The organism is Mariniflexile gromovii (genome assembly GCF_017814435.1).
In the GTDB taxonomy this organism is placed as follows: Bacteria; Bacteroidota; Bacteroidia; order Flavobacteriales; family Flavobacteriaceae; genus Mariniflexile; species Mariniflexile gromovii.
In genome coordinates, this window is record NZ_JAGJCB010000005.1 from 223355 (window position 1) to 235635 (window position 12281).

Sequence of the window (12281 nt, forward strand, 5' to 3'; positions counted from 1 at the left end):
GTTATCCTACAAATTATCCAACTGGTTGCTCTTTTTATCTTCACTAATCGTCCAAAAGAAACCTACAAAAAAGAATTGATCGGTGGCGGGCTGTAAGGCGCGTCGGTTAAAGTTTCCGTTTACATCGGGTGTGTTGGCATATTGATAACCATTAATATTTTTAAAACCCAACACATTGTTGACCGATGCATATAGAATTTTTTGCGGACTGATTAAATAGGCCCAATTAACACTCAAACTGTTGTATGCTTTTGTTTTTTCATTTAAAAAACCTGCTTCATTGGGGTTTGTATACGTTCTGCCAGATGCATAGGCATAACTTAAACCTACTTGACTACGCCAATCGTTAATCCAATATTTCCCAACAACCGATACATTATGCGTATTCGCAAAATTGGGCTGTACTGTGGTTGGGTAGTTTTTATAATCGCGTTGGGTATCCAATAGCGAATAACTTACCCAATAATCGATATTTTTAATGCTTTTGCTATCGCGCCAGAAAAAATCGATACCCTTTGCAAACCCAGAACCGTTGTTGTTGTAGTTACTGTTGAAGTCTGCAAAATCGGTGTCATACTTTACCAAATCACCATAATTTTTATAATATGCTTCAGCCCTAAACAATTTTCTGTCGCCATTGTATTGATAGTTTACAATATAATGCGATGTGTTTTGCGCTTTTAAGTCTTGATTGAATTTTAAAATATCACGCGATGGGTTTTGATAAAAATTCCCGTAAGCCAACGATATTTGACTTTTACCAGACGTTTTATATGCCAAAGACAACCTTGGAGCGATGGTAGTTTCCTTAAACAACTGGCCATATTCTGCACGCAAACCTGTTTTAAAAGCCAAATTTTTTGAAATAAAGATATCGGCCTCAGCAAAAGCAGCTACTAAGTTATTATCAAAACCGTATGCTGCGTTGTTTATAGAGGCATCACTGTAGTTTTCTTTAAAATTGGCAGCGAAGTATTCCGCACCAAAATAAAGCTTAAAACGATTGCTTATTCGATTTTTGAATTTCAGCTTAGCATGTACTGAGTTTTCAGTATCATCAACAGCACTATCCATAATATTTAAATCGTTGATGCCATGCGTATAGCTTAGCCCTCCAAAATACGACCAAGTAGCATTCAATGCCGCTTCATACGACGTATTCAGGTAAAAATTCTTATTGTTCATTTTGAAATAAACACCATCCGGATTATTGATGTCTTCCTGCGTCAGTTCAAAATTGGTAGCGTCAAACGCGCCATATAATTTAAACAAGCCTGTATTTGTTTTTTTTCTGAATACGGTTTCGCCCGAAACCGCTTCATAAGGTTTTATCCAATTATTTCTATTGGGAAAAATAGCGTTATAAGGTGCCAAATTAATATAAGATGCATTAAAACTTAACGAACTTTTTTTCCATTTTTGGGTGTTTCCTAAAGTACCCCCCAAACTCATAATACCAATATCTGTTTTTTCTTGGTCGGGTTCATCAATGGTATTCAAAAGCAGAACACTTGAGAGCGCTTGCCCAAATTCCGCAGAATACCCACCTGTTGAAAAGGTAATGCCATCAAACAAAAATGGTGAGTAGCGCCCCCGTGTTGGAGCATTATTTGTAGTAGGCGTATAAGGTGTAAACACCCGAATACCATCAATAAAAATCTGGGTTTCTTCGGCATCACCACCACGTACAAATAAGCGGCCATCTTCGGCAACCGTTGTAGTACCTGGTAGGGTTTGTAATGCTCCAACAAAATCGCCCAAAGCACTGGCGGTGGTAACCACATCTAACGGTTTTAAAACATTCACTTTACTGTTATCACCCGCTTGAAATGTGCCTGCCGAAAGCACCACGGCATCCAATGTATTCACATCTTCACGAAGTTTTACTTGCAAGTTTTTCATAAAAGATACATCACCCAACATGGTAAACGTTTCAAAAGACATGAACGAAACCTTTAAAGTTTGAGTTCCTGTTTTTGTTGTTTTAAATGAAAAGCTTCCATGATCATCACTCGTACTGCCATCATAGGTACCTTCCAAATAAATATTAGCACCTGTAATGGGCACGCCTTTTATATCGGTCACTTTTCCGTTAATAAGGGTTTGTGCTGTTAAATTCAGACTCAATAAAACGGCAATACTTGTCATTAATTTTTGCATGGCTTTGGTTGTTCAATTTGTATACTGCAAATTTGAAACAAAGGAAATAGTACTGAAATTTTTACTAACCGAACTGTAAAATATGAATGATGAATTGTTTATAATGGGAAAGCATTATAAAAACGCCTACGGATTAGCAAAAAAAACACCCTTATTGAAAACCTAACGGCGAGTTTCCAATAAGGGTGTTTATTAAAGATTTCTGTGTTAAGCAGAAATCTTATATCTCAAATTTCTGTCTTCTAAGCAAAACTTTAGCGTAATCACGACTTAACTTGTCCCCATAATCTTTATAGGCGCGTTGTGCCCATTCCAAAGCCATTTCTGTATCTCCAAGAACTTCATAAGATACCGCAATATTTAAAGCTGCTCTACCAGCCGATTCTCTATTGCCATTTTCCACAATACCTTTCCACACATCCATAGCATCTTGCCACTTGGCCACTTCAGCAGAACGCCACCCTACTTCAAATCGATCTTTGTCACGACCTTTTCCTTTTTTATACATATCGCGTTTTACCCTATAGTAACTTGGCAAAAACCGATTGATATAATCCAATCCAGCAGCATAGGCAGTTTCTGATAGTGCATTTACAGGTGGTAAGCTATTAACTAAATTAAAAGTCATAAAATAAGTTTGCTGAAATTGATCTGAAATCGTTTTTGTCACAGGATCATAAAGTCTCCAATAACTCCTAACATCAACACGTGCCTGAACCGGTAAACGGGTACTTGGTTTGCCTGTAGTAATTACTGAAGAAACCTGCTCTACAACGGCAGATCGTATTAAATCTGAATTTGAATCAAAATTTTCCAGAACCAATAGAACATCTGCATCGGCTGCCTTGCATATAGCAGCAACATTATCCCAATTTAACCTATCTGGTGTTTGACGTGTTCCTGTACCATAAATACGTAAAGTATCAGGCACAACAATTCTAATGTGGCTTTTATTTTGCAGACCATCAAAAACACCTTTTATTGCTTCATCCGATGCCAATTTATCAGACCCAGCAATTTCGCCAGTAGTTATCGCCTCAATTGTTTCTGCCCGTTTATCTTCCTGTTTGGTTAAAGAACGATTAACAACAACAATATCATCAACACCATCAGGCAATAAAACTTCAGGTTTTTGAGGATAATTTAGATATACATAACCCGAGCTTCCACAAGAAGCTAGGCTTAATGTTATAATTACATAACATACAAGTAGATTTTTTTCATAATATTTAGATTTGGTTTGGTTTGGTAAAAACAATAAACATGCCATTTTTTTTATTTGCATTTTTAGTGCCGCATCCATTTACTTATTTTAAAAATTAAACAAGAAAACAGTTGATAAAAGTAACTATTTTTTCTAGTATAAAAACATTCTGAAAACATAAAAGAGCAACCCAAATAATCTTCTAAAATATTCATTTTTCAGAGAGTAAATTTGCTAATTATTTTTTTTTATATATTAGCGTTTAGATATGACTTGTTTAAACCAAACCACAGCCAAAAACCCACTATAGATTTTACTTATAGTTATATCTTAAAAAATTAAAAATCAGTATTTTATATGGTTTATATAAAGCTTAAATTAAAATATAAAAAACAATACTAAAAATTATTGTTTTTTAAAAAACCATCTTACTGCTTCGTTGAAATCCATCAAAAAAACCATCATTTAAACACCTAGTAATTACTCCAAAAAAACAACCTTAAAATTTATTTCACTTCTTTTTGTAACAAAAAAAACAATAAAGCTACAAACACAATAACTAACCCATCGATTTGAATAAAGAACTAGAACATAGTTTTGTTGAATTGCTAGAAGCGCATCAAAATATCATACATAAGGTATGCCGTTTGTATACCAATAATTATGATGCGCATAACGATTTATTTCAGGAAATAACCATTCAGCTTTGGAGAGCATATCCAAAGTTTCGTGGCGATGCTAAATTTAGCACCTGGATGTATCGTGTAGGGTTAAACACCGCTATTACGCTTTATAGAAAATCGAAACGTACCATAAATACGCAAGATTTTGAAGGCGTTGCGTTTAAAATGACCGCAGATACTTATGACGACACCGAGGAACAACAACTCAAAATATTATACAAAGCCGTACACCAATTAAACGACATTGAAAAAGCGCTTATATTTTTATACTTGGAAGACAAAGATTATAGAGAAATTAGCGAAACCATGGGAATTAGTGAAGTGAATGCCCGAGTGAAAATGAACAGAATTAAAACAAAACTTAAAACCATACTAAACCCCTAAGGCTATGGACGAATTAGAGTTACTAAAAAAAGACTGGAACAAGGATACCGATAAGTATCCCAAGCTTACATACAACGAAATTTACAAGATGATCTTAAAAAAATCATCCTCTATTGTAAAATGGATCTTCATTATAAGCGTATTGGAATTTATTTTCTGGACCGCCCTTTCCCTATCCTTAAAAGATTCCGAAAGCATGAAACGCTTCGAGCAGTACAACGCCGAAGCAGTTTTCATCCCCCTAATGGTAATAGGCTATATTGTTTTAGCGTACTTTTTCTACCTGTTCTTTAAAAACTACAAGACCATTTCAGCTACCGATAGCACCAAAGTTTTAATGGAAAACATCCTAAAAACCAGAAAAACGGTTAAGTATTATGTGGCATTTAATTTAGTATATCTGGTAGCTTCAACCGTAGTGGTGTTGTTTTTGGAATTGGACAGAGACCAATTGGTCATAAACAAAGCGCAACTGGCCGCCGCCGATGGCGAAATACTTAAATTCTACGCTGTTTTTATCATCGCAACCGTATTGGTTTTGGCAGCAGCCATAGGTATCTTACTCTTGTTCTACTGGCTCATATACGGTATTTTACTAAAAAGGCTCAACCAAAACTATAAAGAATTAAAAAAACTGGAAGTTTAAATTAATTGGGCGTTCCCCTATCGGGTCGGGTTTTCCACTATATCTTTTGTTTTTTTATCATTCCTGCAAAGGCAGGAATCCACTATACAAGTAAGTAGTATCTATTAAAGTAATTTCCAGTAACCAAAAAAAACAAAAGGATGCCGTTTCAACCCCTAACGCAGCCACCCAAGGCCTAGTTATAGAACCAACCTCCAGCAAACCCCAAACCCCAAACCCTGAAGCTCTGAAACTTTGCAACTCTGAAACTCTGCACCTCACAAAAACCCAAAAACCTCAACCACATCGCCAACCTGCATCGTGTTCAAATGAATATCCCCCACCCGAACACGCACCAAACGCAAGGTAGGAAACCCCACGGCCGATGTCATTTTTCGCACCTGCCTAAACTTCCCTTCGTTTAAGGTTATCGAGATCCACGATGTTGGTCCGTGTCTAGCATCCCGTATTTTTTTGGAGCGTTCTGGCAAGTTTGGCGCTGCATCCAGCTTAAAGACTTTACATGGTTTGGTTTGGTATTTCCTCCCATCAAAACCAATCTCCACCCCTTTTGATAATTGTGTAATAGCCTCACTTGTTATAGCACCATTTACCAACGCATAATATTCCTTTTCAACTTTTTGGCTGTTCACAAAATCGCTCATTTTACCATCGGTAGTAAGCAATAACAAACCTTCCGATTTTTCATCCAACCTACCAATAGGCATAATCCCTTCAGGAAAATCGTGCAACAAACCCAAAAACTTTTTAGATTGCTGCTTGCTATCATTACTTCCAAACTGACTTAAAACGCCGTACGGTTTGTAGATGATGAAGTGGCGGTGTATCGATTTTTGTTTTATCATTTAACTTTTTAATTCAAACAGTCATGTAGAAATGAGGCACGATTGAGACATCACACCCGTTAAATCTCTAAAATAATTATGTGATTTCTCTCTACGCTCGAAATGACAAACCTTGTCAGGTCGAGCGCAGTCGAGACCTTTTCTTTAAAAACTACATCCTAATTACTTTGTCGTACCTCCCGTAATGACATTAAATACTTCCTTTCAAAATGCTAAAAACCAATTCCTTAGTTGGTTTCTGTCCGTTTATTTTCTCCCTTACGGTATCAAAAGCTACTTTAAAGTCGCATCCCGATTTATAGTCACTACAACCATAAGCCGTTTTTCCCTTTATTACGGTACCCTTTTCACACTTGGGGCAGGTTAATGGCGCATCAGACTTAACAGGCTCTTGAGACCTGTCTGGTTTATTGTTCTTAGATTCAAATTTAAGCTTGAAATTTTCATCAAAACGCAACAAGCCTTCTACTTTTCCGGTACTTATTTTAAAGTCCTTTAAATTCACCGTAGAACCTTTTTTAAGCAACCTAATGTATTGCTTCTCCGATATTTTTTTATCCGCATAGGTAAAGGGCAACACAAAATCGCAGCCCGCTTTATAATTACCGCAACCGTACGCCGATTTCCCTTTTATAATGGTGGCCTTTTTACATTTGGGGCACACTTCGGCCAAAATACCGGCAGCTTTCTTTTTCTCTGCTTTGGCTTGCCTTTTTTGAACCGTTGCTGCATGCGATATGTTCGCCCGTGTGGTTTCACTGCGCACTTCGTACACCAAAGCATCTACCATGCGCTTCATGTTGTTTATAAACGCACTAGCGGTAAATTCGCCTTTTTCAATATCTTTTAATTGCTTTTCCCAAGAGCCCGTTAGTTCTGCTGATTTCAACAAATCGTTCTGAATGGTATCTATCAACTGAATGCCCGTTTGGGTTGGCAACACTTGTTTTTTATTTCTAACAATGTATTTACGCTTAAAAAGGGTTTCAATAATGTTCGCCCTAGTAGAAGGACGTCCAATACCGTTTTCCTTCATTAAATCGCGCAACTCTTCATCGTCTACTTCTTTACCTGCGGTTTCCATAGCCCGAAGTAAAGAAGCCTCTGTAAACTGATTGGGTGGTTTGGTTTCCTTTTCCAAAAACGAAGGCTCATGTGGTCCCTTTTCGCCCTTTACAAAGGTTGGCAATAAATCGGGTTCTTTTTCTTTAGCGTTTGGGTCTTCAAACACCACACGCCAGCCTTTTTTCAATATTTCTTTTCCTGTGGTCTTGAATGATACATCGGCTGCTTTTCCAATAACGGTGGTGTTGGATACATCACAATCATCGTAAAACACCGCAATAAAACGCTTTACAATGATATCATACACCTGCTGTTGGTTGTAGGGCAAATTACTTTGCATGCCCGTGGGGATAATGGCATGGTGATCGGTTACTTTTTTATCATTAAAAACCTTGGGCGATTTTTTTATCTTTTTTCCTAAAAGCGGTTGGGTTAAAGCGGCGTAATTAGTTAGTTTTTGTAAAATGCCCGTTACTTTTGGATAAATATCGTTTGGTAAAAAGGTAGTATCTACTCTGGGGTAGGTAATTACTTTTTGCTCGTATAGGGTTTGGGCAATTTTTAACGTATCTTCTGCTGAAAACCCAAATTTAGTATTGCAATACACCTGCAAGCCTGTTAAATCGAACAGTTTTGGGGCATACTCGTTGCCTTTTTTCTTTTCAATAGATACTATTTCAAAATCGCTTTCCTTTACTTTATTGGCCAACAGTTCGCCGTCTTCCTTGTTTAAAAAACGCCCTTCTTCATAACTAAAAAGCGTTTCGCGGTACATGGTTTGCAATTCCCAATACGGTTGCGGTTTAAAATTTTCTATTTCCTTAAAACGATTGACCACCATCGCCAAGGTTGGCGTTTGCACACGTCCAATAGACAGTACTTGTTTGTAACCACCATGTTTTACGGTGTACAAACGGGTCGCGTTCATACCCAATAACCAATCGCCAATAGCCCTAGAAAAGCCTGCGTAGTATAAATTATCGTAGTTGGCAGCTGGTTTTAAATTTTCAAAACCTTCTTTAATGGCTTCGGTGGTTAAGGAAGAAATCCATAAGCGTTTTACTTCGCCTTTATATTTTGCCTCGTTCATGACCCAACGTTGAATGAGCTCTCCTTCTTGCCCCGCATCCCCGCAGTTTATAACCACTTCGGCTTTATCAAATAGACTTTTTACAATTTTAAATTGCTTTTGGATGCCCGAGTTTGCCACCACTTTGGTTTCAAACTTTTCAGGAAGCATGGGCAGATTGTTTAAATCCCAACTTTTCCAATAGGGTTTATAATCGTTAGGTTCTTTTAAGGTGCATAAATGTCCAAAAGTGTAAGTTACCGCATAGCCATTGCCCTCGTAATACCCATCGCGCTTGGTATTCGCACCCAATACGGAGGCAATTTCGCGTGCTACACTTGGTTTTTCGGCAATACAGACTTTCACTTATTTCCTTTTTAATTGAAGCCGCAAAATAGGAATTTAGAAGTTGGTTCTAAAAAGGAATTGTTAGGAGTTATTAACGGAATGATCTTCTATTAAAATAAGAGATTTACTCTGGCAACCTATTACGATACATATAATAGCTTGAAACATTAAAATCAAACAAAGATTCAAGGAATTTTTATAATTATATAAAAATAAATCTTACAAACTAAATATTTATGGTTTAAAACAATGTAACGAGGTTTAATTATAAGTCATTCTTTTTAATTTATGAATTTGATTACAAAATAATTTAAAAAAAAGAATTTTCCTAATGTGTTGTTTTTTAGTAACTTACAATAAAATAAAAAAAATTTTACAGAATAAATACGATTAAATATAATTTATATAAGTTAAAATACATACATTTGTCAAAATAATAAGATAATTCTTTCTTTTTCATTACTTTGAATATGATGTGAATTACCTACAAAAACCTTAAAATATGATAAAAAACACACTTGTAGCATTATTACTATTTGCTACACATTTAATCAATTCACAAGAAAGCCTGTCTACAACAGGAGGTGAAACCACAGGAAGCGGGGGATCATCTAGCTATTCGGTTGGACAAATGGTATTTAGTACCAATTCCGGCAGCAATGGTACGGTAACTCAAGGTGTTCAACAAAGTATTGAATTACTTACATTGAGCAACAAAGAATTTACAGGATTAACCCTGAAGCTTGCAACCTACCCAAACCCAACCACAGATTATATCATACTTAAGTTAGAAGACTCTGATTTAAAAGATCTTACTTATACAATGTATGATATACAGGGTAAAGCAATTACAAATGGACAAGCGACACAAAAAACCACACAAATTAGAATGCAACATTTAGAAATGGGCACTTACATTCTAAAAGTTAACCACAGCAACAAAGAATTAAAAACATTTAAAATTATTAAAAAATAAAAACATGAAAAAACTATACACCCTAATAGCAGCTTTATTTATTACAGCAATATCTCTTGCACAAAGCCCAAGCAAAATAAGTTATCAAGCCATTATCAGAGATGTTAACAATAATCTTTTAACTAATCAAAGTATTGGTACACAAATAAGTATACTACAAGGTTCTTCTTCTGGAACAGCTGTTTATATAGAAACCCAAAATGCAAGTACTAATATGAACGGATTAGTAACTTTAGAAATAGGGACCGGAACTCCTGTTTCAGGTGATTTCTCTACTATAGATTGGGGAGCAGACACCTTTTTTCTTAAAATAGAAACCGACCCTAGCGGGGGAAATAATTATACCATTACCGGTACAAGCCAAATGCTAAGTGTGCCTTATGCGTTATATGCAAAGTCATCTGGCAGCTCAACACCTGGACCTCAAGGACCAGCAGGTTTAGACGGTGCTGATGGATTAGACGGAGCAACAGGAGCAATGGGACCTCAAGGACCAGCAGGTTCAGACGGTGCTGATGGATTAGACGGTGCAACAGGGCCAATGGGACCTCAAGGACCAGCAGGTTTGGATGGTGCTGATGGATTAGACGGTGCAACAGGACCGATGGGACCTCAAGGACCAGCAGGTTTGGATGGTGCTGATGGATTAGACGGTGCAACAGGACCAATGGGACCTCAAGGACCAGCAGGTTTGGATGGTGCTGATGGATTAGATGGTGCAACAGGACCGATGGGACCTCAAGGACCAGCAGGTCTAGATGGTGCTGATGGATTAGACGGTGCAACAGGACCAATGGGACCTCAAGGACCAGCAGGTTTAGATGGCGCAACAGGACCTCAAGGGCCTCAAGGACCAGCAGGTTCTTATACAGCTGGTACAGGCATTAGTATTTCGGGTAGTGTAATTAGTGCCACTGGTGGTAGTTCAACCACTCCTGAATATGCTTATGCTTATATTGCAAACTCAAGTACCTTAGGGCCACAAACATTGACATCAATGTTTCCAGCATCAACTTATGTAAACGGTGTTGTTATGAATGGTTCATCTATTACACTACATGCTAACAAAATGTATGAGGTAACAGTTGCCTTTTATATCTACAATGCAACTGGAGGACATACATTCAAAATGAAAGATGCAACAAACAGTCAATACCTAGGAACAGAAATTTACTTTGGACAAGGTGGATCAGATGTATCTTACAACATGTCAACTACAAACTTCCTTTACAAACCAACAACAGATGTAAATCTGGAACTTGAGAAAACTCAAGGTACCGATGTGAACTTAATTGGTAAAATAGTAGTAAAGGAAATAAAATAATAAATAAAAATTATCATTAAAAAAAGGACCGTCAGTTTAACTGTCGGTCTTTTTTTATGCATTTTATTTTTTATCTAAGTTTGACATCGCTACTACTTGATAAAACATATTTTTTAAATTATTCTTAAAAGTCGAATTCAATACTCAATTAATTCAAACTTTTCAAGAAGCATGAGTAGGAGTTTAAATCCCAGCTTTTCCAATTTTGGGGTTGCAAAATGGAATTGTTAGGAGTTACTAACGGCTTTTCATAGGTGGCAAATCAAACGCTTTGGCGTCGTGCTCAAAATGGTTGCGGTGCGCGCCATCGCAAAAAGGTTTGTTGGCAGATTGCCCACAACGGCAAATACCCAATACTTCTCTACCTTGTAAACCATACACATTGCCTTGGCTGTCTACTATTTCGAAATCGCCCTCTACTCTTACAGACCCGTTGCTATTTATGGTAAGTTTTGTTTTGCTCATACTATCGTTTTTATTTTGATGCCAAAGTTGAGGAAATATATTTTGACTTTTAGCTGTTAGATGATTTATTTATTTGTGATATTAAAAAGTGTTATAATAACTAATTGGAAAGCGTAATAAGGCTGAAACACACAATTAATTTTACCTATGGCGCTCACACTAACAGTCGTTGTTAAATATAGTTTTTAATTTCAGTAGTTGGTAATAATCTGGAATCTTCCAATGCTGCTATTCGGTGACCTGCTTTTTCAAGATAGGCTGGTTGTTGGGCAAATTCCATAAACTTCAAAACGGACTCATGTTCTACCAACAAAACTGCATCCCATTTTTCCGAATCGGGTCCAATAAGAAAGTTTTGGCTCTTTCCAAAATAGATAATTCGGCTTCCTGCTTTCTTTAATTCTAATAATATGCCGCCCAAGTATAATTGGTAAGCTTCTTCTCCACTAATTTTTGTAGGTGGCTGTAAATCTTTAAAATTTGAATAATCAGCTATTTCCCTAAACTTAAGCAAGTTCAGCATTACTATCTTTCCTTTATCGTGAAAATTTTTATAAAAATCCTTTCCTGCGTCAGCATTTGCTTCAATATATTTATTCATGGTTTTATTTTTTAAAATAACCTAACATGTTACATATAGTTTATTGCGAATTTTAGGCAATAAATTTAGCAAAAAATACGAATAGAAAGTTTGAGAAGTTTTTTGTAAGTTGGCTAAGATTAGTATTAGAAATACTCAAGTAGCAAGAAAATATATATTTTGAGTTTTATTAGTTAGTTGATTCATTTATTCGTGATGTTAAAAAGTATCATAAACAACTGATTGGAAAGCGCCATGAGGCTGAAACCCACAATTAATTTACCCCTAACGCTAGTGCGAGCGTCTCGCTCGTACCGAGTATGGAGTTGTAAATCTATTTTAAGAACTGCATCATATGTAATTTTTTTTAGAACGAGACAGGATTGTTGGCACGAGCGGGACGCTCGCGCTCAATGTCATTAAGTTAAGCTTCTATTCAATTGATTATCAATGGTTTATTGTTGTTTTTATGGCATTGTTTTCGTATATTACATTGATAATCAAATACATATGACCTTGAAAAAAAACTACT

Annotated in this window: 10 protein-coding genes; 4 read left to right on the top strand and 6 right to left on the bottom strand. The window is 36.5% G+C overall.

Annotated elements, in window-relative coordinates:
• Nucleotides 1-6: 6 nt before the first annotated feature.
• The gene (locus J8H85_RS08075) at nucleotides 7-2160 is read right to left on the bottom strand and encodes a TonB-dependent receptor (protein WP_209654354.1); all 2154 of its coding nucleotides are present in this window, start codon (nucleotides 2158-2160) and stop codon (nucleotides 7-9) included.
• 220 nt (nucleotides 2161-2380) lie between these two features.
• Nucleotides 2381-3463 (bottom strand): DUF6340 family protein, encoded by a 1083-nt coding sequence (locus tag J8H85_RS08080; protein WP_209654356.1) that lies wholly within the window; start codon nucleotides 3461-3463, stop codon nucleotides 2381-2383.
• Between the two features lie 473 nt (nucleotides 3464-3936).
• Between J8H85_RS08080 and J8H85_RS08085 the strand changes: the two genes are divergently transcribed.
• Both J8H85_RS08085 and J8H85_RS08090 read left to right on the top strand, forming a co-directional pair.
• Nucleotides 3937-4431 (top strand): RNA polymerase sigma factor, encoded by a 495-nt coding sequence (locus tag J8H85_RS08085; RefSeq protein ID WP_209654358.1) that lies wholly within the window; start codon nucleotides 3937-3939, stop codon nucleotides 4429-4431.
• A 4-nt stretch (nucleotides 4432-4435) separates the two neighbouring features.
• Nucleotides 4436-5077 (top strand): hypothetical protein, encoded by a 642-nt coding sequence (locus J8H85_RS08090; protein ID WP_209654359.1) that lies wholly within the window; start codon nucleotides 4436-4438, stop codon nucleotides 5075-5077.
• Nucleotides 5078-5334: 257 nt separating this feature from the next.
• On the opposite strand, the gene J8H85_RS08095 is transcribed toward J8H85_RS08090, so the two are convergent.
• Nucleotides 5335-5922, bottom strand: coding sequence for a pseudouridine synthase (locus J8H85_RS08095; protein ID WP_209654360.1), 588 nt, complete (start codon nucleotides 5920-5922; stop codon nucleotides 5335-5337).
• 190 nt (nucleotides 5923-6112) lie between these two features.
• Complete coding sequence (locus J8H85_RS08100) at nucleotides 6113-8422, bottom strand: type IA DNA topoisomerase (RefSeq protein WP_209654361.1); 2310 nt, start codon at nucleotides 8420-8422, stop codon at nucleotides 6113-6115.
• A 484-nt stretch (nucleotides 8423-8906) separates the two neighbouring features.
• Here J8H85_RS08100 and J8H85_RS08105 point away from each other — a divergent pair, with 484 nt between their 5' ends.
• Nucleotides 8907-9380: a T9SS type A sorting domain-containing protein gene (locus tag J8H85_RS08105; RefSeq protein WP_209654362.1), complete on the top strand. Its 474-nt coding sequence runs from the start codon at nucleotides 8907-8909 to the stop codon at nucleotides 9378-9380.
• A 4-nt stretch (nucleotides 9381-9384) separates the two neighbouring features.
• Nucleotides 9385-10704 carry a collagen-like domain-containing protein gene (locus tag J8H85_RS08110; protein WP_209654368.1) on the top strand — a complete coding sequence of 440 codons (1320 nt, stop codon included), beginning with the start codon at nucleotides 9385-9387 and terminating at the stop codon, nucleotides 10702-10704.
• 237 nt (nucleotides 10705-10941) lie between these two features.
• Here J8H85_RS08110 and J8H85_RS08115 read toward each other — a convergent pair whose 3' ends face one another.
• Together J8H85_RS08115 and J8H85_RS08120 are read right to left on the bottom strand one after the other, a co-directional pair.
• On the bottom strand, nucleotides 10942-11169 hold the full coding sequence (locus J8H85_RS08115) for a CDGSH iron-sulfur domain-containing protein (protein ID WP_209654370.1): 228 nt from the start codon (nucleotides 11167-11169) through the stop codon (nucleotides 10942-10944).
• Nucleotides 11170-11341: 172 nt separating this feature from the next.
• Nucleotides 11342-11770: a DUF1330 domain-containing protein gene (locus J8H85_RS08120; RefSeq protein WP_209654372.1), complete on the bottom strand. Its 429-nt coding sequence runs from the start codon at nucleotides 11768-11770 to the stop codon at nucleotides 11342-11344.
• Between the last annotated feature and the right edge of the window lie 511 nt (nucleotides 11771-12281).

Bases quoted from the DNA above. Each gene is read 5' to 3' on its own strand.
- J8H85_RS08105 (WP_209654362.1), top strand. From the start codon at position 8,907: ATGATAAAAAACACACTTGTAGCATTATTACTATTTGCTACACATTTA.
- J8H85_RS08120 (WP_209654372.1), bottom strand. From the start codon at position 11,770: ATGAATAAATATATTGAAGCAAATGCTGACGCAGGAAAGGATTTTTAT.
- J8H85_RS08090 (WP_209654359.1), top strand. From the start codon at position 4,436: ATGGACGAATTAGAGTTACTAAAAAAAGACTGGAACAAGGATACCGAT.
- J8H85_RS08115 (WP_209654370.1), bottom strand. From the start codon at position 11,169: ATGAGCAAAACAAAACTTACCATAAATAGCAACGGGTCTGTAAGAGTA.
- J8H85_RS08110 (WP_209654368.1), top strand. From the start codon at position 9,385: ATGAAAAAACTATACACCCTAATAGCAGCTTTATTTATTACAGCAATA.
- J8H85_RS08075 (WP_209654354.1), bottom strand. From the start codon at position 2,160: ATGCAAAAATTAATGACAAGTATTGCCGTTTTATTGAGTCTGAATTTA.
- J8H85_RS08080 (WP_209654356.1), bottom strand. From the start codon at position 3,463: ATGGATGCGGCACTAAAAATGCAAATAAAAAAAATGGCATGTTTATTG.
- J8H85_RS08095 (WP_209654360.1), bottom strand. From the start codon at position 5,922: ATGATAAAACAAAAATCGATACACCGCCACTTCATCATCTACAAACCG.